General features: G+C 73.8%; 21 protein-coding genes and 2 tRNA genes. 14 read left to right on the top strand and 9 right to left on the bottom strand.

The window, feature by feature from the left end; genetic code table 11:
* Positions 1-323 precede the first annotated feature (323 nt).
* The 6 genes from gyrB to KPF22_RS01840 all read left to right on the top strand — a co-directional run bounded on the left by gyrB (position 324) and on the right by KPF22_RS01840 (position 6,203).
* Positions 324-2,390 carry a DNA topoisomerase (ATP-hydrolyzing) subunit B gene (gyrB, locus tag KPF22_RS01865; protein ID WP_208820451.1) on the top strand — a complete coding sequence of 689 codons (2,067 nt, stop codon included), beginning with the start codon at positions 324-326 and terminating at the stop codon, positions 2,388-2,390.
* A 49-nt stretch (positions 2,391-2,439) separates the two neighbouring features.
* Entirely contained in the window at positions 2,440-4,950 is a 2,511-nt protein-coding gene (gene gyrA, locus KPF22_RS01860) for a DNA gyrase subunit A (RefSeq protein ID WP_208820449.1), read from the top strand.
* A 98-nt stretch (positions 4,951-5,048) separates the two neighbouring features.
* On the top strand, positions 5,049-5,771 hold the full coding sequence (locus tag KPF22_RS32900) for a DUF3566 domain-containing protein (protein WP_224401041.1): 723 nt from the start codon (positions 5,049-5,051) through the stop codon (positions 5,769-5,771).
* A 95-nt stretch (positions 5,772-5,866) separates the two neighbouring features.
* Positions 5,867-5,940 (top strand) — tRNA-Ile (locus tag KPF22_RS01850).
* Positions 5,941-5,980: 40 nt separating this feature from the next.
* On the top strand, positions 5,981-6,091 hold the full coding sequence (locus KPF22_RS01845) for a DLW-39 family protein (RefSeq protein WP_208820446.1): 111 nt from the start codon (positions 5,981-5,983) through the stop codon (positions 6,089-6,091).
* A gap of 36 nt (positions 6,092-6,127) precedes the next feature.
* A tRNA-Ala gene (locus KPF22_RS01840) sits at positions 6,128-6,203 on the top strand.
* Between the two features lie 221 nt (positions 6,204-6,424).
* On the opposite strand, the gene KPF22_RS01835 is transcribed toward KPF22_RS01840, so the two are convergent.
* From KPF22_RS01835 to KPF22_RS01825, 3 genes are all read right to left on the bottom strand, one after another.
* Entirely contained in the window at positions 6,425-6,607 is a 183-nt protein-coding gene (locus tag KPF22_RS01835; RefSeq protein ID WP_062399053.1) for a hypothetical protein, read from the bottom strand.
* Positions 6,608-6,763: 156 nt separating this feature from the next.
* Positions 6,764-7,756 (bottom strand): SDR family oxidoreductase, encoded by a 993-nt coding sequence (locus KPF22_RS01830; protein WP_224401040.1) that lies wholly within the window; start codon positions 7,754-7,756, stop codon positions 6,764-6,766.
* 42 nt (positions 7,757-7,798) lie between these two features.
* Positions 7,799-8,512 (bottom strand): DUF3159 domain-containing protein, encoded by a 714-nt coding sequence (locus KPF22_RS01825; RefSeq protein WP_208820442.1) that lies wholly within the window; start codon positions 8,510-8,512, stop codon positions 7,799-7,801.
* 184 nt (positions 8,513-8,696) lie between these two features.
* Between KPF22_RS01825 and KPF22_RS01820 the strand changes: the two genes are divergently transcribed.
* The gene (locus tag KPF22_RS01820; protein ID WP_208820440.1) at positions 8,697-9,581 is read left to right on the top strand and encodes a helix-turn-helix transcriptional regulator; all 885 of its coding nucleotides are present in this window, start codon (positions 8,697-8,699) and stop codon (positions 9,579-9,581) included.
* An 18-nt stretch (positions 9,582-9,599) separates the two neighbouring features.
* Here the strand turns inward: KPF22_RS01820 and KPF22_RS01815 are convergent, their stop codons facing one another.
* Entirely contained in the window at positions 9,600-10,028 is a 429-nt protein-coding gene (locus KPF22_RS01815) for an SRPBCC family protein (protein WP_208820438.1), read from the bottom strand.
* A gap of 122 nt (positions 10,029-10,150) precedes the next feature.
* Between KPF22_RS01815 and KPF22_RS01810 the strand changes: the two genes are divergently transcribed.
* The 3 genes from KPF22_RS01810 to KPF22_RS01800 all read left to right on the top strand — a co-directional run bounded on the left by KPF22_RS01810 (position 10,151) and on the right by KPF22_RS01800 (position 13,512).
* Positions 10,151-10,558, top strand: coding sequence for a YciI family protein (locus KPF22_RS01810; RefSeq protein WP_224401039.1), 408 nt, complete (start codon positions 10,151-10,153; stop codon positions 10,556-10,558).
* Positions 10,555-11,721 (top strand): RNA polymerase sigma factor, encoded by a 1,167-nt coding sequence (locus KPF22_RS01805; RefSeq protein ID WP_224401038.1) that lies wholly within the window; start codon positions 10,555-10,557, stop codon positions 11,719-11,721. Before KPF22_RS01810 ends, KPF22_RS01805 begins: the two co-directional genes overlap by 4 nt.
* 84 nt (positions 11,722-11,805) lie before the next feature.
* Complete coding sequence (locus KPF22_RS01800; protein WP_224401037.1) at positions 11,806-13,512, top strand: SpoIIE family protein phosphatase; 1,707 nt, start codon at positions 11,806-11,808, stop codon at positions 13,510-13,512.
* Positions 13,513-13,515: 3 nt separating this feature from the next.
* On the opposite strand, the gene KPF22_RS01795 is transcribed toward KPF22_RS01800, so the two are convergent.
* A complete protein-coding gene (locus KPF22_RS01795) occupies positions 13,516-13,710 on the bottom strand; it encodes a hypothetical protein (protein WP_073573721.1) in 195 nt (64 codons plus the stop codon).
* A gap of 22 nt (positions 13,711-13,732) precedes the next feature.
* Complete coding sequence (locus tag KPF22_RS01790) at positions 13,733-14,680, bottom strand: calcium/sodium antiporter (protein ID WP_224401036.1); 948 nt, start codon at positions 14,678-14,680, stop codon at positions 13,733-13,735.
* Positions 14,681-14,793: 113 nt separating this feature from the next.
* Here KPF22_RS01790 and KPF22_RS01785 point away from each other — a divergent pair, with 113 nt between their 5' ends.
* Positions 14,794-16,242: an NAD(P)/FAD-dependent oxidoreductase gene (locus KPF22_RS01785; RefSeq protein ID WP_224401035.1), complete on the top strand. Its 1,449-nt coding sequence runs from the start codon at positions 14,794-14,796 to the stop codon at positions 16,240-16,242.
* Here the strand turns inward: KPF22_RS01785 and KPF22_RS01780 are convergent.
* The gene (locus KPF22_RS01780) at positions 16,218-16,682 is read right to left on the bottom strand and encodes an STAS domain-containing protein (RefSeq protein WP_208820428.1); all 465 of its coding nucleotides are present in this window, start codon (positions 16,680-16,682) and stop codon (positions 16,218-16,220) included. The genes KPF22_RS01785 and KPF22_RS01780 overlap by 25 nt on opposite strands.
* Positions 16,683-16,851: 169 nt before the next feature.
* Here KPF22_RS01780 and deoC point away from each other — a divergent pair, with 169 nt between their 5' ends.
* Complete coding sequence (gene deoC / locus KPF22_RS01775; protein WP_208820427.1) at positions 16,852-17,574, top strand: deoxyribose-phosphate aldolase; 723 nt, start codon at positions 16,852-16,854, stop codon at positions 17,572-17,574.
* 80 nt (positions 17,575-17,654) lie between these two features.
* Positions 17,655-19,250, top strand: coding sequence for a hypothetical protein (locus KPF22_RS01770; RefSeq protein WP_208820426.1), 1,596 nt, complete (start codon positions 17,655-17,657; stop codon positions 19,248-19,250).
* A 24-nt stretch (positions 19,251-19,274) separates the two neighbouring features.
* On the opposite strand, the gene KPF22_RS01765 is transcribed toward KPF22_RS01770, so the two are convergent.
* Together KPF22_RS01765 and KPF22_RS01760 are read right to left on the bottom strand one after the other, a co-directional pair.
* Positions 19,275-20,060, bottom strand: a complete 786-nt coding sequence (locus KPF22_RS01765) for a hypothetical protein (protein WP_224401034.1) — start codon at positions 20,058-20,060, stop codon at positions 19,275-19,277.
* A 131-nt stretch (positions 20,061-20,191) separates the two neighbouring features.
* A complete protein-coding gene (locus KPF22_RS01760) occupies positions 20,192-20,797 on the bottom strand; it encodes a TetR/AcrR family transcriptional regulator (protein WP_224401033.1) in 606 nt (201 codons plus the stop codon).
* A 98-nt stretch (positions 20,798-20,895) separates the two neighbouring features.
* On the opposite strand from KPF22_RS01760, the gene KPF22_RS01755 reads away from it, so the two are divergent.
* Positions 20,896-21,426, top strand: coding sequence for an SCP2 sterol-binding domain-containing protein (locus tag KPF22_RS01755; RefSeq protein WP_224401032.1), 531 nt, complete (start codon positions 20,896-20,898; stop codon positions 21,424-21,426).
* The last annotated feature ends 6 nt before the right edge of the window (positions 21,427-21,432 follow it).

The raw sequence follows: 21,432 nt of genomic DNA, 5'->3' as shown, positions 1-21,432 counted from the left end.
GCCGGATCGGGTGAGGAGCTGCACCCCGCCGGCCCCGTGTCTCTCGTCGGCGGTGAGCGCGGGATGACACGGCCGCCGGTCCGCTCGACCCCGCAGGGGCACGTCCGATCCCGCACCGGACGCCGTTCGCCCGTCTGTGGCGCTTCTGGGTGGGTCCTTCCCGTCTTTCCGTCGGTCCCGACGGGTAGGATCGACAGGTGTTTCCCGGGTGGCTCCCCAAGACATGACCAGAGCGCCCGGTCGGTGGAACCGTTCCGTCGTCGTCGCACCGGTGGTGCGCGCGTCGCGCGGGCGGTTCACGTGGCGAGGAGAAGCAGCTACCCGTGGCTTCCGACAAGGCAGCGAACAACGCCTACGGCGCGTCGTCCATCACGGTCCTCAAGGGCCTGGAGGCGGTCCGCAAGCGGCCCGGCATGTACATCGGCTCGACCGGTGAGCGGGGCCTGCACCACCTGATCTGGGAGGTGGTGGACAACTCGGTCGACGAGGCGATGGCCGGTCACGCCACGAAGGTCGTCGTGACCCTGCAGTCCGACGGCGGTATCCGCGTCGAGGACGACGGCCGCGGCATCCCCGTCGAGATGCACCCGGTGGAGAAGAAGCCGACCCTCGAGGTCGTCCTCACCAGCCTGCACGCCGGCGGCAAGTTCGACGACAAGTCCTACGCCGTGTCCGGTGGTCTGCACGGTGTCGGCGTCTCGGTCGTGAACGCGCTGTCCACCGCGCTCGACGTCGAGGTCCGCCGCGACGGCCAGATCTGGCGCCAGCACTACGAGTACGCCGTGCCCGGCGAGCTCGTCGAGGCCGGCACCACGAAGAAGGCGGACACCGGCACCACGATCACCTACTGGGCCGACCCGAAGATCTTCGAGACGACCAGCTACACGCTGGAGACGATCCGTCGCCGGCTGCAGGAGCAGACGTTCCTGAACAAGGGCCTCACCATGGTCCTGCGCGACGAGCGTCGGCCGGAGAAGCCGGCGGGTGTCCCGTCGTCGGACACGGTGGACTCCGACGGCAACCCGATCGAGGCGCCCGTCCCGGAGATCGATGCGGACGCCGAGCCCGACGCCGAGGGCTACGTGGCCAAGCCCAAGGAGTACGTCTTCCACTACCCCAACGGGCTGGAGGACTTCGTCGCGCACCTGAACAAGTCGAAGGACCCGATCCACCGCAAGATCGTCAGCTACACCGGCGAGGGCCCCGGCCACCAGGTCGAGGTCGCGATGCAGTGGAACTCGGGCTACTCCGAGTCGGTCTACACCTTCGCGAACACGATCAACACGCACGAGGGCGGCACCCACGAGGAGGGCTTCCGCCACGCGCTGACCGCGACGGTCAACAAGTACGCGCGGGACAAGAAGCTCATCAAGGAGAAGGACCCGGCGCTGTCCGGCGACGACATCCGCGAGGGCCTCGCCGCGATCGTCTCGGTCAAGGTCTCCGAGCCGCAGTTCGAGGGCCAGACCAAGACCAAGCTCGGCAACACCGAGGTCAAGTCGTTCGTCCAGCGCGTGTCGAACGAGTGGCTCGCCGACTGGTTCGAGCGCAACCCCACCGAGGCGAAGACGATCGTCACCAAGGCGGTCTCCTCGGCCCAGGCCCGCCTGGCCGCGCGCCGCGCCCGCGAGCTCGTGCGCCGCAAGAGCGCCGGCGACATCGGCGGCCTGCCCGGCAAGCTGTCGGACTGCCGCTCGCGCGACCCGGAGAGCTGCGAGCTCTACATCGTCGAGGGTGACTCCGCGGGCGGCTCGGCGAAGGCCGGCCGCGACTCGATGCACCAGGCGATCCTGCCCATCCGCGGCAAGATCATCAACGTCGAGAAGGCCCGGATCGACCGCGTCCTCAAGAACACCGAGGTCCAGTCGATCATCACCGCGATGGGCACCGGCATCCACGACGACTTCGACCTGGCCAAGCTGCGGTACCACAAGCTGGTGCTGATGGCCGACGCCGACGTCGACGGCCAGCACATCCGGACGCTCCTGCTCACGCTGCTGTTCCGCTTCATGCGCCCGCTGATCGAGAACGGGCACGTGTTCCTGGCGCAGCCGCCGCTGTACAAGCTCAAGTGGTCCGGTCGCGGGGCCGAGCCGGAGTACGCCTACTCCGACCGCGAGCGCGACGGCCTGATCGAGGCCGGCCGGGCTGCGGGCAAGAAGCTCCCCAAGGACCAGGGCGTGCAGCGCTACAAGGGTCTCGGCGAGATGGACGCCAAGGAGCTGTGGGAGACCACGATGGACCCGACGAACCGGTTGCTGCTGCAGGTGAGCCTGGACGACGCCGCCACCGCCGACGAGCTGTTCTCGGTGCTGATGGGTGAGGACGTCGAGTCCCGCCGGTCCTTCATCACCCGCAACGCCAAGGACGTGCGCTTCCTGGACGTCTGATCCACACATCTGATCCAGACGCACGTATGAACACGCACGAGGAGACTTCGTGACGGACACGATCGACCCCGCCGCCCCCGCGGCAGGCGGCGGAGAGGGTGGGGGCCGGGTCGAACCGGTCGACATCCAGCAGGAGATGCAGCGCTCGTACATCGACTACGCGATGAGCGTGATCGTCGGGCGGGCGCTGCCGCTGGTGGAGGACGGCCTCAAGCCGGTCCACCGCCGCGTCCTCTACTCGATGGGGGAGAACGGCTTCCGGCCCGACCGCGCCCCGGTCAAGTGCGCCCGCGTCGTCGGCGACGTCATGGGCAACTACCACCCGCACGGCGACTCGGCGATCTACGACGCCCTCGTGCGGCTGGCCCAGCCCTGGTCGATGCGCTACCCGCTGATCCAGGGGCAGGGCAACTTCGGCTCGCGCGGCAACGACCCGGCCGCGGCCATGCGGTACACCGAGTGCCGGCTCTCGCCGCTGGCGATGGCGATGCTCCAGGACATCGACGAGGAGACCGTCGACTTCCTGGACAACTACGACGGCAAGACCCAGGAACCGGTCGTCCTGCCGTCGCGGGTGCCGAACCTGCTCATCAACGGCAGCTCCGGCATCGCGGTCGGCATGGCGACGAACATCCCGCCGCACAACCTGCGCGAGGTCGGCGCCGGCGTCGCCTGGTGCCTGGAGAACCCCGACGCCACCGACGACGAGCTGCTCGAAGCGCTCATGGAACGCATCAAGGGGCCGGACTTCCCGACCCACGGCCTCATCGTCGGGCGCGACGGCATCGAGTCCGCCTACCGGACCGGGCGCGGTTCGATCCGGATGCGGGCCGTCGTCGAGGTCGAGGAGGACGCCAAGGGCCGTACCACCCTGGTGGTCACCGAGCTGCCCTACATGGTCAACCCGGACAACCTGATCGAGTCGATCGCGGGCATGGTCCGCGACGGCAAGATCGCCGGGATCTCCGAGATCGTCGACGAGTCCTCGGACCGCATCGGCATGCGGATCGTCGTCACGCTCAAGCGCGACGCGGTCGCCAAGGTCGTGCTGAACAACCTCTACAAGCACACGCAGCTGCAGCACAGCTTCGGCGCGAACATGCTGTCGATCGTCGACGGCGTCCCGCGCACGCTGCGCCTCGACCAGATCGTGCGGCACTACGTGCGGCACCAGATCGAGGTCATCGTCCGGCGGACCCGCTACCGGCTCCGCAAGGCCGAGGAGCGGGCCCACATCCTGCGTGGTCTGGTCAAGGCGCTGGACGCGCTCGACGAGGTCATCGCCCTGATCCGGGCGTCGGCCACGGTCGACGTCGCCCGGGCCGGCCTGATCGACCTGCTCGACGTCGACGACATCCAGGCCCAGGCGATCCTGGACATGCAGCTGCGTCGCCTCGCCGCGCTGGAGCGCCAGAAGATCATCGACGAGCTCGCCGAGATCGAGCGCGAGATCGCGGACTACCAGGACATCCTGGCCCGTCCGGAGCGCCAGCGGGAGATCGTCCGCGACGAGCTCGCCGAGCTGGTCGAGGCCCACGGCGACGACCGCCGCACCCGGATCGTCGGCTACGACGGCGACGTCACCGACGAGGACCTGATCGCGGTCGAGGACGTCGTCGTCACGATCACCCGCACCGGCTACGCCAAGCGCACGAAGACCGACCTGTACCGCGCCCAGAAGCGCGGCGGGAAGGGTGTGCAGGGGGCGCAGCTGAAGCAGGACGACATCGTCAACCACTTCTTCGTGTGCTCCACGCACGACTGGATGCTGTTCTTCACCAACCGCGGGCGGGTCTACCGGCTCAAGGCCTACGAGCTGCCCGAGGCCAACCGCACCGCGCGCGGCCAGCACCTGGCGAACCTCCTGGCCCTGCAGCCGGAGGAGGAGATCGCCCAGGTCATGCAGATCAAGGACTACTCGGCGCGGCCGTACCTGGTCCTGGCCACCCGCAACGGCCTGGTGAAGAAGTCGCGCCTGACCGACTTCGACTCCAACCGGGCCGGCGGCCTCATCGGGATCAACCTGCGCGACGACGACGAGCTGGTCGGCGCCGTCCTCTGTTCGGGTGATGACGATCTGCTCCTCGTGTCCGCCGAGGGCCAGTCCATCCGGTTCACCGCGTCCGACGACGCGCTGCGCCCGATGGGCCGCGCCACCTCCGGTGTGCTGGGGATGCGGTTCAACGAGGGCGACAAGCTGCTGGCCCTCGGCGTGATCCGCTCCGACACCTACCTGCTCGTGGCCACCACCGGTGGCTACGCGAAGCGCACCCCGATCGAGGACTACCCCGTTCAGGGCCGTGGCGGGAAGGGAGTGTTGACCCTCCAGTACGACCGTCGGCGTGGCACGCTGGTCGGTGCGCTCATCGTCGGTATCGACGACGAGCTGTACGCGATCACCTCCACCGGCGGGGTCATCCGGACCTCCGCCCGCGAGGTGCGGAAGGCCGGCCGGCAGACGAAGGGAGTCCGCCTGATGAACCTGGGCGAGAGCTCCACGCTGCTGGCCGTCGCCCGCAACGCGGAGGAGACCGAGGAGGACCCGGGCCAGCAGGCGTAGTGCACGTCGGGTGGCCGGCCCCGCGGGGCCGGCCACCCGGCACACGCCGTGGGACCGGGGCAGTACCGAGCGACGACCAGCGAGGAGAGCTCCCACTCGTGAGCACCGACGACCGCACCCCGTCGCAGGACGAGGCCCGCACCGTCGCCACCGACGCCGACCACGACCCGTCGACGACGGCGGCCCCGGCCGACCACGTCCCCGGCCCGCGCGACGACGCCGAGCCCGCGGCCGACCCGGCCGCGGCCTCGCCGCCCCCGTGGCGCCGGGTGCCCGACACCCACGACGACCGCGACGGCGGCTCGGTCGCGGACTCGCTGCTGAGCGAGGCCCCGACCGCGTTCATGACCGCCCCCGGCGCAGGTGCGGCCGGCGCGACGACCGCCGTCCGCGACCCGGAGCAGCGCGAGAACGGCACGGCCCCGGCGGACACGCCGCGCGCGTCGGTCCGCAACCGGCCCCCGCGCCAGGCGCTGCTGCAGCTCAAGCGGCTCGACCCGTGGTCGGTGCTGAAGATGGCCCTGGCGCTGGCCGTGGTGCTGTGGCTGGTGTGGATGGTCGCCGCGGGCGTCCTCTACGGCGTGCTCGGCGGCATGGGCGTCTGGGACCGGCTCAACGGCACCTATGCCGACCTGGTCACCTCGCAGCAGGAGACCGGGGGCTCGCTGATCAGCGTCGGACGGGTCTTCGGGCTCGCCGCCGTCGTCGGCGCGGTGAACAGCCTGCTGTTCGCGGTGGCCATCACCGTGGTCGCGTTCGTCTACAACGTGGCCGCCGACCTGGTCGGCGGCATCGAGGTCACGCTCTCCGAGCGGGACTGACCGGAGCGTCGTCACGCACCCCGCACGGGGCCGGGCGGAGGGGGACCCCCTCGTAACCCGCTCGACCCCGTGCGGTAGTGTTTCTCCTGTTGCACGGGCCTATAGCTCAGTTGGTTAGAGCGCATCGCTGATAACGATGAGGTCGCTGGTTCAAATCCAGCTAGGCCCACACCTTCCCCCTCCGACAGTCACTCGCGAGGAGACCTGCGATGAAGAAGCTGTTCGTGCTGGCCGTGGCCGCCGGCGCTGCGTACTTCGGCTGGTCCCGCTTCCGCGGCGTCGGGTCCGACGACCTGTGGCACGAGGCCACCACCCGCTGACCCCGCCTCCCGGGGTACCGTGATCGGGACCCACCAGGGGACATAGCTCAATTGGCAGAGCACCGCCTTTGCAAGGCGGGGGTTAGGGGTTCGATTCCCCTTGTCTCCACCAGCTGATTCGCACTTCTCCGCACCTCTCGTCGGTGTCTGGGTTCGGGGCGGTGTTCCGGTGGTCGACCACCCACCACCTGCCGTTCTCCCGGGTGCCCAGCTGTTCCACGTGGAACACGACTCTCCGGCGCAGGTCGCCCCTCGATGCCGGTGCCGCGGGCCGTGGCGCGGACGGGCCGACCGACTCCGCGAGCCGACCGACCCACCCGTCGTCCGGCCTGCTCAGCCGTCCTCGCGCAGCGGGCCGCCAGCACCCGTCTGCTCACGCTCGCGCTGCGCGCGGCGCTCCAGCTCCTCGTCGTCCGGCGGGTGCGGAGCCTTGGCGTGCTCACGGTGGTCGGGCGTCGCGCCCTCCTCCGGGTCGATGACCTCGTCCAGGCCCCGTCGGCGTTCGTGGTTGCTCATGTCCTGTGTCGTGCCCGTTCCCGGCCGATCCATGCGCGCTCGGGCACACCGGCAGCGAGCCGAGCACCCGGGACGGTGCTGACGAGTGGGAGGGCGAGGTCGGTCGCGGCGTCGAGGAGTGGTGGCGGCGCGCCGCCGGGGCCCGACCCCCCGTGCTCACCGGGCGTCGCGGTGCAGGACGACCGTGTCCTCGGTCGCGACGGTGTCCCCACCGTCGAACGAGACCCCGGTGAGCTCCTGCGAGACGCGCCAGATGCGCTCGGCGTCGTCGGTGCTGCGCAGGGGCCGGTAGAGGCCCAGCTCGGTGGGCGCACCGCCCAGACCCCCGAACCCGTCGGGCCCGTAGAACCGCCCACCGTGTGCGTCCGGGGAGGTCGCGGCGTACAGCGCGGGCAGCCCGGCGCTCTGCGCGGTCCCGACGAGGATGCCGCGGGCCGAGAGCGCGCCGATCACCCGTCGTCCCCGCGCGGGCTGCTCGCGACCGACCTCGGCACGCGCGGCGAGCAGGCTGGTCGGGGCGATCCCGGGGTGGGACACGTTGCCGGCGATGCCCCAGCGCCCGGCGCGGCTGCGGCGGTCGAGCTCGAGGGCGAACAGCCCGAACGCGATCTTCGACCGGGCGTAGGCGGCCATGCCGTTGCCGTAGCCGACCTGCGCCTGGAGGTCGTCCCAGGCGATCCGGCCGCGGCGGGCGGCGACGCTGAGCTGGGAGGTCACCCGTGCCCGGCCGGCGCGCAGCAGCGGAAGCAGGTGCGCGACGAGGGCCACGTGACCGAGGTGGTTGGTGCCGAACTGCAGCTCGAAGCCGTCGACGGTCGTCGCCCGCCGGGGCGGGGTCATGACGCCGGCGTTGTTGACCAGGATGTGGATCGGGCGGCCCTCGCCCCGCAGCATGACGCCGAGTGCGGCGACGGAGCCCAGCGACGACAGGTCGAGCTCGCGCAGGGACACGGTCGCGCCGGGGGCGCGGGTGCGGATCGCGTCGACCGCCGCCTCGCCCTTGCGCCGGTTGCGGACGGGCAGCACGATCTCGGCTCCTGCGGCGGCGAGCCGGGTGGCGATACCGAGTCCGATGCCGTCGCCGGCGCCGGTGACGACGGCGAGCCGGCCGGTGAGGTCGCCGATGGTGATGTCGCGGGTGCGGGACATGCTGTCTCCCTGGTGGGTGCGGTGGTCGAGGTCGGGCGGTGGTCAGGCGGCGGTGGCGACGCGGGGGCCGATCGCGCGCCGGGCGGCGACGAGGGTGCCCGCGGCGAGTGCGGCGAAGACCGGTACGGCGGCGACGCCGAGCGCGGCCAGGACGGCGGGCCGGTCCGCGAGGTAGGCCACGGCGCGCAGGGTGAGGTTGAGCGCGTGCAGCACGACGCCGGCCAGCGTGCTGACGGTGTAGACGCGCATCAGCCGGGGGTGCCCACGCCAGTCCTCGGGGCCGCCGACCAGCCGGTTGAACAGGGTCCCGGTCACCGGGCGGCGGACGAGGACCGAGCCGAGGAACAGCACGCCGAGTGCGGCCGGGATCAGGGTGGGGAGCAGGAAGAACGCCCGGGCCTCGCCGGAGAACGCGGCGGCGGCGGCGCACACGCCGGCGACCGCCAGACCGACGACGGCGGCCCGCAGCGACTCCCGGCGGGCCAGGCGCACCCCGAACGTCACCGGCGCGGCGACGGCGAGCGCGATGAACGCCCAGGTCAGCCCGCCCGCCGCGTCGGCTGCCACGAAGGCGACGGCAGGCGTGGCGGCGAGGAGGATCCCGACGGCGCCGCCGGAGCGGTCCAGGCTGGCCCGCATCGCCGCGGACAGCGTGGCGGCACCCTCGACCCGGGTCGGCTCGCCGGTGCGGTGCTCCTCCGGGCGGCCCGGCGGCACGGCGGTGGTCGGGTCGAGCGGGAAGAGTTCGTTCGGCACGGTGGGCTCCTCGGGTCGGTGGCCGTGTGCCGACCACGTTCGCCCCACCGCCGGCCCGCAACCACGGCCTCCCGATCCACCCCTGGACCGTGCGGCCCCGACCGGGTGGGGCGGATCGACGGTCCGTGGCTCCGCGCCGTGTGTCCCGGTAGGAACGGACGGAGGCGACCGAGAGGCGGTACGGATGATCGACCGGGTGGGTCTGGCCCAGTTCCTGCGGCGGCGCCGTGAGGTACTGCAACCGGAGGACGTGGGGCTGCCGCGGGGGCAGCGGCGTCGTACCAGCGGGCTGCGCCGCGAGGAGGCCGCGGCGCTGTGCCACATGTCGACCGACTACTACGCGCGCCTCGAACGGGAGCGTGGCCCGCGGCCGTCGGAGCAGATGATCGCCGCGATCGCCCAGGGGCTGCACCTCTCGCTCGACGAGCGCGACCACCTGTTCCGCCTCGCCGGGCAGCATCCGCCCGCCCGGGGCGCGACCAGCGACCACATCGGCCCCGGCCTGCTGCGCATCCTCGACCGCCTCGTCGACACACCCGCCGAGATCGTCACCGAGCTCGGGGAGACGCTGCGCCAGACCTCACTGGGGGTCGCGTTGACCGGCGACACCACCGGGTTCACCGGCCCGTCGCGGAGCATCGGCTACCGCTGGTTCACCGACCCCGGCGTCCGTCTGCTCTACCCGCAGGAGGACCACGCGTTCCTGTCGCGGCGCTACGTCTCCGGACTGCGGGCGGTCGCGGCCCGGCGTGGGCCGGGATCCCGCGCGGCCCACCTCGCCGATCTCCTGTACCCGGAGAACGAGGAGTTCCGCGCGCTGTGGGACTCCCACGAGGTCGGCGTCCGGACCGACGACGTCAAACGCCTCCTCCACCCCGAGGTCGGCGCACTGGAGCTGCACTGCCAGACGCTGCTCGACCCCGATCAGTCCCACCTGCTGCTGGTCTACACCGCGGTCCCGGGCAGCGAGACCCACGAGAAGCTGCAGCTGCTCTCGGTCATCGGGGCACAGTCCGCCGCCTGGTACCGGCACGGCGAGCCGGTCGGCCCGCGGCCGGACGAGACCTGACCCGAGAAGGAGGGCCGGTCAACGCGGACCGGCGCCGACCCCGCGGACCAGGCCGGACAGCAGCACCTTCGACAGTCCCTTCGCGAGCAGCGTCTCGCCCGCCGGCAGCCGCTTGTCGGCCTCGACCGCGTAGGTGATCTCGGTACCGGTGCCGACCGGGCGCAGCGTGACCTCGCCGCGGTAGTTCTTCAGCGGCACACCGGCCAGCGCGCGGTACCCGAGGCGTCGCCCCGGCTCGAACGCGGTGACCTCCTCGACGATCGGACCGGGCGAGCCGATGCCGACCTTGCGGACGGTGCCGACACCGTTGGGATCCGGCGTCCCGGCCCGCGTCACGGCCACCTTCAGCCCCGGCGCCCACGCCGACATGCCCTCGTGGTCGGACAGCACCGACCACACCGTCTCGGGCGTCGCGGACACGGTGCGGACGGACGTCGCTCTGATCATGTGCGGAACTTACTGACGGGTAGGAGAAAAATCGAGCGGACATGTCGAGAACGCGCGTCCGGTTCCGTCCCCGGGGTGAACGCGGCCAGGATGGGCCGCGACGAGCACCGAGGAGACCCACCATGGCCAAGTACCTGCTGCTCAAGCACTACCGCGGCGCCCCGGCCCCGAAGAACGACGTCCCGATGGACCGCTGGGCTCCCGAGGAGGTCACCGCGCACATCCGCTTCATGCAGGACTTCGCCGAGTCCCTGAAGGAGACCGGCGAGTTCGTCGACGCCCAGGCGCTGGCGCCGGAGGGCACCTTCGTCCGCTACGACGGCGAGGGCCGCCCGCCGGTCACCGACGGTCCGTTCGCGGAGACCAAGGACCTCATCGCCGGCTGGATGATCGTCGACGTCGACAGCTACGAGCGGGCCGTCGAGCTGACCGGTGGGCTGTCGGCGGCCCCCGGCGCCGGTGGGGAGCCGATCCACGAGTGGATCGAGCTGCGCCCGTTCCTCGAGGCCCCGCCGACCGTCACGGAGTGAGCGGCGAGGTGGCCGGCGCCGACGCAGCGCTGCTGCGCGGCCTCGTCCCGGAGGTACTGGGGATCCTCGGCCGCCGCGGTGCGGACTTCGCGGCGGCCGAGGACGCCGTGCAGGACGCGCTCGTCGAGGCCCTGCGGGCCTGGCCCGCGGACCCGCCGCGGGACCCGAAGGGCTGGCTCGTGACGGTGGCCTGGCGCCGCTTCCTCGACGCCACCCGGTCGGAGACCGCGCGTCGTGGCCGGGAGGAACGGGCCGAGGCCGAGCCGGCGCCCGGCCCGGCGCCGGACCACGACGACGCGCTCGAGCTGTACTTCCTGTGCGCGCACCCGTCGCTGTCGCCGTCGTCGGCGGTCGCGCTCACCCTGCGCGCGGTCGGCGGGCTCACCACCCGGCAGATCGCCGCGGCCTACCTGGTGCCCGAGGCGACGATGGCGCAGCGGATCAGCCGCGCCAAACGCACCGTCGCGGGGGAGCGGTTCGACCGCCCCGGCGACGTCGCGACCGTCCTGCGGGTGCTCTACCTGGTGTTCAACGAGGGCTACTCCGGCGACGTCGACCTCGCCGCCGAGGCGATCCGGCTGACCCGGCGCCTCGCGGCGTCGGTCGACCATCCCGAGGTCGCGGGCCTGCTCGCGCTGATGCTGCTGCACCACGCCCGACGCGCCGCCCGCACCGGCCCGGCCGGCGAGCTGGTGCCGCTGGCCGAGCAGGACCGCGGCCGCTGGGACACCGCCCTGATCACCGAGGGGGTGGCGGTGCTGCAGGCCGCGCTGGCCCGCGACCGGCTGGGGGAGTTCCAGGCCCAGGCGGCCGTCGCCGCCCTGCACGCCGACGCGCCGGCCGCCGGGGAGACCGACTGGCCCCAGATCGTCGAGTGGTACGACGAGCTGGTCCGGCTCACCGGCAGCCCGGTCGCCCGGCTGAACCGGGCCGTCGCCGTCGGAGAGGCCGACGGGCCACGGGCCGGGCTGGCGGCTCTCGCCGATCTCGACCCGGCGCTGCCCCGCTGGACCGCGGTCAGCGCCCACCTGCACGAACGGGCGGGGGAGCGGGCCACGGCCGCGCGTCTCTACGCCGAGGCCGCGGCACGGGCGTCCTCCACGGCCGAACGGGACCACCTGACCCGGTGCGCCGCCCGTCTCCACTCCGGATCGGCGGGCTGAACCGCATCGTCACAATTGACGATCACCAGGCCTCCGAGGCACACCGACAGGACGCCGGCGCGCAGCGGTGCAAGGATCATGCGAATGAGCCTGGTGTCGGATCCCGTTGCGGTCGCGGCACCGTCGCCGCTGACGTCGCCGGCACGGCTGGCCGCGGTCCGGGCCACCCAGCTGCTGGACACCGGGCCGGACGAGGCGTTCAACCGCCTGACCCGGCTGGTCTCGGTGGTCCTCGGCACCCCGGCGGTCATGCTGACCGTCGTCGACGAGGTCCGGACCTTCCTCAAGGGCACGCCCGAGCCCGCGCAGATCGTCGGCCCGGACGGCGTCTGGTCGGCGCCCGTCGAGGACAGCGGGTGCAAGGTCGTCATCGAGTCGGGCGGCGAGATCTGCGCCGGTGACGTGCGGGCCGACCCACGGCTGCGCGACCTCTCGCTGATGACCGACTTCGGTGCGGCCGCCTGGCTCGGCGTGCCGGTGCGCGACCCCGCGGGCCAGGTCGTGGGCAACCTCTGCGCGATGGACGTGGTCGTCCGTGACTGGACCCCGCTGCACCGCGAGACGATCCGTACCCTGGCCGACGCCGTCGAGGGCGAGATCGCGCTGCGTCTGGCCCTGCGCGAGACCGAGCGGCAGGCGGTCGCCGCCGCCCGCGACGCCGCCGAGATCGAGACGCTGGCCCGGACGCTGCAGGAGTCGCTGCTGCCGGCGCAGCCCCCGCGGCTGCCCGGGGTCGACATCGCGGCCCGCTTCCTGCCCGGCGGCTCCGGCGTGGAGGTCATGGGCGACTTCTACGACGCCGTCCCCACCCCGGACGGCGTCGCCGTGGTGATCGGCGACGTCCAGGGCAAGGGCGCCGGCGCCGCCCGGACGACCGCGCTGGCCCGCTCGGCCACCCGCACCGCCGCGCACTTCGAGAACGACCCGGCCGCCGTGCTGCGCACCGTCAACGACGTCCTGCACGTCTGGTTCGACGGCCGCATCAGCTTCGTCACCGCCGCGCTCGCGTCGCTGCGCCGCGGCCCCTCCGACACCTGGCACGCCGACCTCGCCTCGGCCGGTCACCCGCCCGCCCTCGTGCGACGGGCCGACGGCACCGCGGAGTTCCACGGCGGCGGCGGGCTGGTCCTCGGCATCGGCACCACCCCGATGGTGGCCGACGAGGCCGTCACCCTCGCCGCGGGCGACAGCCTGGTGCTCTACACCGACGGCATCACCGAGGCGCACGTGCGCGGGCACTGGGAGCAGCTGGGGGAGGAGGGCGCCCGGCGCGCGCTGGCCTCGCTCGACCCGGGCGCCGACGCCGACACGATCGCGCGCGCCCTCACCGACGCCGCCCTCGCGCACTGCGGCGGTCACCTCAGCGACGACGCCGGGGTGGTCGTCGTGCAGGTCGAGGAGCCCGGCACCGGCGACGTCGACCGGGTCGTCACCGAGCACGTCCCGCACGCCGGGGTCGGCCGGGAGACGCGGCGTGCCGCGGAACGCGTCCTCGTCGGCTGGGACCTCGCCCCCGGCACCCTCGCCGACGCGATGCTGGTCATCGAGGAGCTCGTCGCGAACGTCGTCGACCACGCCCGTACTGCGTTCCGCCTGACCCTGGTCCGGGGCCGGGACGCCCTGCGGATCGAGGTGGACGACGAGGGTGCGGGCGGCCCGCTGCTCCAGCCGATCGACCTGCGGGCGGCGCGGGGGCGCGGCCTGCAGCTCATCGACGCCGTCGCGCAGGCCTGGGGCTGTGACCCCCGGGGCCGCGGCAAGCGGGTGTGGGCCGAGCTCGCCGCGCGCTGACCCCTAGGACGCGTCCTCGCGCCAGGTCAGGTCGACCTCCAGCTGCCGGTGACCGTCGGAGGCGGTGCCGGTCGCGGACCGGCGGACCTCCGCGCGCCCGTCGCGCAGGGCGCGGGCGGCGTCCTCCAGGTGCGCGGCGAGGTCGTGCGCCGCGGTCGTCGCGTCGGGCCAGGACCATGCGTCGTCGGATGCGGTCATGCGCCCAGTGTGCGACACCTGCTCACACCCGCGTGAGGACCAACCAGGTCAGATAGGCCGCGTAGCCCAGCACCAGCAACCCGCCCTCGGGCCGTGACAGCCGGGTCCCGGTCCGCATGGCCAGCCCCGCCCCCAGGGTCGCGACGACCAGCAGCACCAGGTCGGCGTCGACGACGTCCGGCGGGACCGCGATCGTCGCGCCGGGTGCGGCGAGCACCGTCGCCCCCAGCACGAGCGCGATGTTCAGGACGCTGGACCCGACCAGGTTACCGACGGCGAGCCCCGTCTCCCGTCGTGCGACGGCGACCAGCATCGTCACCAGCTCGGGCGCCGACGTGCCGAGCGCGACGACCGTCAGCCCGATCACCGCCTCGTCGACGCCGAGCACCAGCGCCCCCTGCACCGCGCCGTCGACCAGCCACTCCGCGCCGAGCACGACCAGCGCCAGCGAGACCACCAGCACCAGCAGCTGCACCGGCGGGCCGCCGCGCCCGTCGCCGGCGTCGGCCTCGGCGGTGACGTCCTCGCGCGGGGAGGTGCGCAGCACCAGCACGACGTAGCCGACGGCGGCGAGCAGCAGCACGACCCCGCCGGCCGGGCCGATCGACCCGTCGCGTGACAGGACGAACAGCAGCAGCGCGGCGGCGACCATCGCGGGCAGGTCGAAGCGCAGCGTGCGCCGGTCGAACGCGACCGGCCGCAGCAGCGCGCCCAGACCGAGCACCAGCAGCAGGTTCGCCAGGTTGGTGCCGACGATGTTGCCGGTGGCGATGCCCGGGCTGCCCGAGCGTGCCGCGTCGATGCCGATCGCGAGCTCGGGCAGGCTCGTGCCGACCGAGACGACCGTCAGCCCGATGACCATCGGGGACAGGCCCAGCCGGGTGGCGAGCCTGCTGCCGGACCGGACCAGCAGCTCGGCGCCGACGAGCAGCAGTACGAGACCGCCGACCCCGAGGAGGACCGCCTCCACCGCCGCTACCGCATCCCGCCGGACACCACGGACCCAGCTTCGCCCACCGGGCGCCACGTGTCGATCTGAGACAGGTCGGTCCGGCGACGTCCCGGATCGGCCACGCTGGGCCGGTGGAGGACGAGCACGACGTCGTGGTCGTCGGCGCCGGGGTCGCGGGTCTGTACGCGCTGCACCTGCTGCGCCGGCGCGGTCTGCGGGTGACCTGCGTCGACGCCGCGCCCGAGCCCGGCGGGGTGTGGCACCACCAGCGTTTCCCGGGCGCCCGCATCGACACCGAGGGTGCCGCCTACCAGTACCTGTTCTCCGACGAGCTGTACCGCGACTGGGGCTGGAGCGAGCGCTTCCCGGCCGGCTACGAGGTGCTGCGCTGGCTGCGGTTCGTCGCCGACCGGCTCGACCTGCACCGCGACCTGCGACTGTCCACACCGGTCACCGCCGCCCGCTGGGACGGCGGCCGCTGGCGGATCCGCACCGGCGACGACGAGCTGTCCGCGCGGTTCCTGGTCCGCTGCACGGGGTCGTTCACCGCGCCCCGCACCGACGCCGTCCCCGGCCGGTCGGACTTCACCGGGCCGGTCGTCCACACCGGAGCGTGGCCGGCCGGGGGACCCCGGCTCGACGGGCTGCGGGTCGGCGTCGTCGGCTGCGGGCCGAGCGCGGTCCAGCTGGTCCCGGCCCTGGCCGGGCGGGTCGGCCGGCTCACCGTCCTGGCCCGGACCCCGCGGTTCGTGCTGCCCGCGGCGAACCCGATGTTCGGCTGGCCGGAGCGCGCGGCCTACCGCGACCGGTTGCCCGCGATGCGCGAGGCGGTCCGGTCCACACCGTCCGGCACCGGACACCCGTCTGTCCACAGAGGACTCCACAGTCTGGGGACGGTCCACGACGAGGATCCGCTGGCGCTGCACCCGGCCCGGCTCGCCGGGCTCGCGTCCGACCCGGCACTGCGGGCCGCGGCGGCCGCCGTCGTCCGGGACCGGATGCGGGCGCGGCTGGGCGACGACCGCCTCGCGGCGGCGCTGGTCCCGGAGGGCGACGACTACGGCCTGCGGCCCGTCGCGACCGACCAGGGGTGGCTGGAGAGCTTCCACCGCGACGACGTCGAGGTGCTCCCCGTCGCCCGGAACCCGGTCACGCGGATCCGGCCGGAGGGGGTCGGGCTGGCCGACGGGACCGTCGTCGGGCTGGACGCGATCGTGCTGGCCACCGGGTTCGACACGGGTGCGACCCGGGCCGGGATCGACGTCGTCGGCCGCGACGGGCGGCTGCTCGGCACCGGGCCGGGCCTGTTCGGGATGGCGCACCCCGGCTTCCCGAACCTGTTCGCGCCGCTGGCACCGACCCTCGGGTACGGCAACGACGCGGCCTGCCTGCAAGGGCAGGTCGAGTGGGTCGACCGGGCGATCGGCGCCCTGGACGCCGACGGCCTGTCGACGATCGAGGCGCTGTCGTGCCCGGCGGAGCCGGTCGCGCCCCATTCGGTGCCCGGCGGGGTCGCGGGCGTACTGCGGGCCTGCGACGACGAGGCCGCCGCGGGCTACCCGTCGTTCGAGCGGCGCTGACCGTCCAGGCGGACGTCCGGGTCCGGTACGCCGAACAGCATGTTCCGCGACGAGGCCGGCTCCTCGGGGATACGGTCGACGACGTCGAACAGGTCCATCGCGCCGGTCACCTGGAGTGCGCGTCGGGCGGGCCGGCTCGACCCGCAGTACACCCGGAGCCGTTTGCCCTCGGCGCCCAGCATGTCGCGCGACTGGAGCAGCGAGTTGAGCCCCGCCGTCCCCAGGAAGTCCACGCCGGTCAGGTCGAGGATGAGCTCGGGGCCGGCCTCGGACCAGATGCCCATCTCGACCCACAGGTCGGGGGAGGTGTCGTCGTCGATGGCGCCGATCGCGTGCAGCACGGTGGCTCCCGCCGGGTGGCTGGACTGCTCGAAGCGCAGCGTCGGCCCGGGAGCGGCGGCCTGCGCGGCATCCGGCACGGAGCGGTCGTCGTCCGCCATGGTCGAGAACCCCCTTCGGCCACCGGGATCTCCGGTACGTCCGGTCAGCATCGCAGCGGGTGGCCGTCACCGCATGTGCTGATCGGCGGTGCTCCGGGCGCGTAGCCTTCGCACCCGACCGCCGACCACCCGCGGGGGCGATCCTCCCGCCGGGACCCGAAGGACCACCGTGAGCGCTACGACCCTCTCCGCCGCCGCGATCGCCGGGATGATCGACCACGCGATCCTCAAGCCCGAGCTGACCCGCGCCGAGGTCGACGCCCAGCTCGACCTCGCCGCCCGCTACCGCATCTTCAGCGTGTGCGTACGCCCGTCCGACGTCGCGCACGCCGCCGCCCGGCTCGCGGGGACCGGCGTCGCCGTCGGCACCGTGATCGGCTTCCCGCACGGCACGACCAGCACCGCGGCCAAGGTCGCCGAGGCGCGGCAGGCGATCGCCGACGGCGCCGCCGAGCTGGACATGGTGCTGAACGTCGGCCGGCTGCGGAGCGGCCTGACCGACGACGTCGAGGCCGACATCGCCGCCGTCGTCGGGGCCGCCGACGGCCGCGTCGTGAAGGTGATCCTGGAGACCGCGCTGCTGTCCGACGACGACGTGGTCGCCGGCTGCCGGGCCGCCGAGTCGGCGGGCGCGGCGTTCGTGAAGACCTCCACCGGCTTCGCCGGCGGCGGCGCCACGCCCGAGCACCTCGCGCTCATGCGCGCCACCGTCGGACCGCAGGTCCAGGTCAAGGCCTCCGGCGGGGTCCGGGACCTCGACACCGTGCTGGCCTTCCACGCCGCGGGTGTCACCCGCTTCGGCACCAGCGGTACGGCCACGATCCTCGACGACGCCGCGGCCCGCGACGCCGGCGGCGACGCGGCGGCCCGGGTGGACGACGCGTCGTACTGAGGGAGCTACCGAGCGGTACACCGGGCCGCCGGATCTGCGAAGCTGACCGAGCACGTTCCCGTGAGCCCCGGAGGAGACCGATGGCGAAGCAGCCCCTCCCGAGCTCCTGGTCGCCCGCGGGCGTCACCGGGACCCTGATCGGCGCCGCGCTCGGCACGGTCGGCGCGGCCGTGGAGATCGGCCGCCGGCTGCCCGGCTGGCTGGCCGAGGCCCCCCGCGCGGTCGAGGCGATGCCGTCGGTCGCGGCCGACGTCGCCGCGCTGCCGCGGCGCATCGCCGGCGTCGACGCCGCCCTGACCGGCCTCGCCCCCGTGCTCGACGACGTGCTCGGCCGGGTCGTGACGCTGTGGGACGACCCGGTGACCGTCGAGCGGATCGACCGGCTGACCGCGGCCGTGGTCGAGCTGGCCGGGGCCGCCGGACCACTGCGCGAGCTGGCCGGTGCCCGCGACGACCTGCACCAGCTCGCCGGGCTGCGCGAGGACCTGCACCAGCTGGCCGGTGTGCGCGAGGACCTGCACGAGCTGGCCGGGGTCCGGGAGGACCTGCACGAGCTGGCTGCGGTGCGCGGGGACCTGCACGAGCTGGCGGGGATGCGGGAGGACCTGCGGGAGCTGGCCGCGGTGCGGGGCGACCTGCACGAGCTCGCCGCCGCGGTCGGGCCGCTGCGGGAGCTGGGCGGGGCGGTGGCCTCGCTGCAGGAGCTGGCGGGGGCCGTCGAGGCGCTGCGGGAGCTGGCCGCGGCCGTCGGTCCGTTGTCGGAACTCGCCGGCGCGGTCGAGGCGCTGCGGGAGCTCGCCACCGCCGTCGGTCCGCTGACCGAGCTGGGCACGGCGGTCGAGCCGCTGCGCGAGCTCAGCACCGCCGTGGGTCCGCTGTCGGAGCTGGCGGGCGCGGTGGAGGCGCTGCGGGAGCTCGGCGCGGCCGTCGGTCCCTTGGCCGAGCTGGCCGCGGTCCGGGACGACCTGCACGAGCTGGCCGGTGCCGCGGCGCCGCTGCGCGAGCTGGCCCCCGCCGCGGGCGACCTGGCCGCGCTGGCGGGGGCGGTCACCTCGCTGCAGCGCCTCGCCGACGCCGTCGCCCCGCTCCAGGAGCTCGCCGCCACCCGCGCCGACCTGGCGCAGCTCGCCGGCGCCGTCGAGCCGCTGCGGGAGCTGGCCTCGGCCCGCGAGCACCTGGAGAGCCTGACCGGCGCCGTCCCCGCGGTGCACGAGCTGGCCGCGACCCGGGCCGACCTCGCACGGCTCGCCGAGGCGGTCGGACCGCTGCAGGAGCTGGCCCGCACCCCCGGCGACCTCGCCGCCCTCGCGGGCGCGGTGGAGCCGCTGCGGATGCTCGCCACCGTGCGTGAGGACCTTGCGACGCTGGCCGCCGCCACCGGCGACCAGGGCGCCGTCCGGCGGATCGCCGCGGCCGTCGCGGACGCCGACGCGGAGGGGACCCCGCGGCTGGCCGCGCTGGACGTCAACCTCGCGCAGGCCGCGAGCCAGCTGACCGCCGTCGCCCCGGATCTGCGGTCCGTCGCGGCCCGGATCGACGCGCTCGACCGGCAGATCGGGGTGCTGGCGGACGCGCTCGCGCCGCTGCAGGGCACCACCGAGCGGATCGGCCGCATCGTCGACCGGCTGCCGGACCGCACCCGGCGGCTCGTGACGCGTCCGGCCACGGAGAGCTGAGGGCGGCCGGGCGGGGCGTCCGGCTCACTGCAGCCGGTGCACCGTCCGGGCGTGGTCGAGCATCGCCTCGGAGGCCGCGGCCGCGAGCCCGAGCTCTGCGACCGGAGCCGAGGTCATGGTCATCGCCGCCCGTTCGGGAGCCGCGGCACGCCCGTCGAGGTCCCGGGCGAGCGCACCGAGCGTGCGCAGGTTCGTCTCCACCCGTGCCAGCTCGCCGGTGGCCGCCGCCAGGTCGTCGACGGTCGGGGCCAGGACGTGCTCTGCGCGACCCGCCGCGCGGTCGCGCGCGAGGTCGGCGGACTGGTTCCCGACGTGCTCGGCCAGCTTCACGGCGTTCCAGAGGGTCGCCGGCAACAGCCGGTCCGGATCGACACGGGCCTGCTGCCAGGCGGACGAGGTGGCGACGGCCGTCGCGAGGTTGCACAGGCGGGTCTGGTCCGTGCCGTCCCCGACGTCCAGGAACGGGTCGCCGCCGCGCTCCTTCCGGTACCGGGCGACGGGGTCCGGGAACACCGACGTGTAGATCAGCGAGCCGGCGACCACCGCCACCGCGGCGGCGCCCGCGCCCCAGAGCACCGCCGACAGCACCCCGGTGGCCAGCAACAGCGGTACGAGGACGGCCGCCGTCACGATCACCAGGAGCAGCGCGACGGCCCCGGCGCCGGAACCGGGGAGGTCGACGCCGCCGGAGGTGTTCAGCTTGCGGCCCGGCCCGTCGAGGACGAGGGGGTCGTGCACCCTGCGGGTGCCGTCCCGTTCCAGCACCGTCGGGAGGACGGTCGTGGCCCACTTCGGTCGCGTGGTGGACATGAGCTCCTCCTGTACGGGTGGTCCGGCTGCCCGTTCCATCAGACCCGCGCGGGAATGCGTTACCGGCGCCGGAACGGATCACCGTTCCGGCTGACGCCGGTCACGCCCCGGCCCCGCAGGACGGGCCCGGATCACCCGCGCAGGCGTTCCAGTCCCGGCCAGACCAGGGTCATCAGCGTCGAAGCGAGGTCGTCGGGGTCCCCGCCGTCGCCGGCCCAGTCGGCCAGCCCCTCGGCCGCACCCGCCAGCGCCGCCGCGATCGGCGTGGTGACCGTCGCCGGGTCGACCCCCTCGGGGACGACCAGCTCGGCGGCCAGCAGCTGTGCCACCCGGTCGACGATGCGGGTGCGCGCCGCGTGCACCTCGTCCGCGAGTGCCCCGGTGCGGGCCTGGCGGTAGAGCACCGACCAGCCGTCGCGGTGGGTGGTCACGCTGGCGAAGAACGCCCGGAGGCCGCGGTGCAGGCGCACCTCGGCGTCGGCCGGTGCCCCGGCGGCGGCGCCGGAGACCGACTCCAGCAGCCGGTCGGACTCGCGGCGGATGCACCGCCGCAGCAGCTCCTCCTTCGAACCCCCGCCGTGCGTGTAGACCATCGGCTTCGACAGCCCCGCCTCGTCGGCGACGGTGTCCATCGACGCGTCGTGGAACCCGTCCCGGGAGAACACCCGCACCGCCGCGTCGAGGACCTGCTTCTCGCGCTGCGCGGGAGGGAGCCTGCGGCGGGGTGGGGGTGCCATCTCGACAGCTTAGCTACTGCTGCGTAAAGTACGCTCCGTCCGAGCCGGTACGGCGAGTACCGGACACTTGTGTGAACCACGGCGAGGTGGAGCGAGCGATGGCCGACACGGTCGACATCAACGAGCTGGGTCGCAGCGTCGACCCGAAGTCCCTGTCCGACGAGCAGCTGATCTCCACCCTCGGCACGGCCCTGCGTGACGGGAACGCGAAGGACGTCGACCCGTCGCTGTTCGCCCGCCTGGTCAAGACCGCGTCGAAGCAGCAGCTGGCGACCGTGATGTCCTCCGAGGTCCGCCGGCCGGTGCTGGAGGCGATCTTCGGCCGGATGAGCGAGTTCTACTCGTCGAAGGGGGCCTCCGGGAACCGGCAGGTCGTGCACTGGCACATCAAGGACGGCTCGACGACCGACAGCTTCCAGACCGTGCTGCAGAACGGGACCTGCACCGTCACCGAGGGCACCGACGAGGAGGCCCGGACCGCGCTGACCATGCCGGGCACCGAGTTCCTCAAGGTCGCCACGAACAACGCCAACCCGGTGACCCTGTTCATGACGCGCAAGCTCAAGGTCTCCGGCGACGTCGGCTTCGCGACCGCCCTGCAGAAGATGTTCCAGATCCCGTCCGCCTGACGAGAA

Origin of the sequence: Pseudonocardia sp. ICBG1034 (assembly GCF_020131375.1) — a bacterium.
In the GTDB taxonomy this organism is placed as follows: domain Bacteria; phylum Actinomycetota; class Actinomycetes; order Mycobacteriales; family Pseudonocardiaceae; genus Pseudonocardia; species Pseudonocardia alni.
This window is presented reverse-complemented; position numbering and strand designations above follow the sequence as displayed.

Coding starts and splice junctions, on each gene's coding strand:
- KPF22_RS01815 (WP_208820438.1), bottom strand. CDS start 10,028: ATGATCAGAGCGACGTCCGTCCGCACCGTGTCCGCGACGCCCGAGACG.
- KPF22_RS01765 (WP_224401034.1), bottom strand. CDS start 20,060: ATGTCCACCACGCGACCGAAGTGGGCCACGACCGTCCTCCCGACGGTG.
- KPF22_RS01795 (WP_073573721.1), bottom strand. CDS start 13,710: ATGACCGCATCCGACGACGCATGGTCCTGGCCCGACGCGACGACCGCG.
- KPF22_RS01810 (WP_224401039.1), top strand. CDS start 10,151: ATGGCCAAGTACCTGCTGCTCAAGCACTACCGCGGCGCCCCGGCCCCG.
- KPF22_RS01820 (WP_208820440.1), top strand. CDS start 8,697: ATGATCGACCGGGTGGGTCTGGCCCAGTTCCTGCGGCGGCGCCGTGAG.
- KPF22_RS01780 (WP_208820428.1), bottom strand. CDS start 16,682: ATGGCGGACGACGACCGCTCCGTGCCGGATGCCGCGCAGGCCGCCGCT.
- KPF22_RS01755 (WP_224401032.1), top strand. CDS start 20,896: ATGGCCGACACGGTCGACATCAACGAGCTGGGTCGCAGCGTCGACCCG.
- KPF22_RS01830 (WP_224401040.1), bottom strand. CDS start 7,756: ATGTCCCGCACCCGCGACATCACCATCGGCGACCTCACCGGCCGGCTC.
- KPF22_RS01770 (WP_208820426.1), top strand. CDS start 17,655: ATGGCGAAGCAGCCCCTCCCGAGCTCCTGGTCGCCCGCGGGCGTCACC.
- KPF22_RS01760 (WP_224401033.1), bottom strand. CDS start 20,797: ATGGCACCCCCACCCCGCCGCAGGCTCCCTCCCGCGCAGCGCGAGAAG.
- KPF22_RS01845 (WP_208820446.1), top strand. CDS start 5,981: ATGAAGAAGCTGTTCGTGCTGGCCGTGGCCGCCGGCGCTGCGTACTTC.
- KPF22_RS01800 (WP_224401037.1), top strand. CDS start 11,806: ATGAGCCTGGTGTCGGATCCCGTTGCGGTCGCGGCACCGTCGCCGCTG.
- KPF22_RS01835 (WP_062399053.1), bottom strand. CDS start 6,607: ATGAGCAACCACGAACGCCGACGGGGCCTGGACGAGGTCATCGACCCG.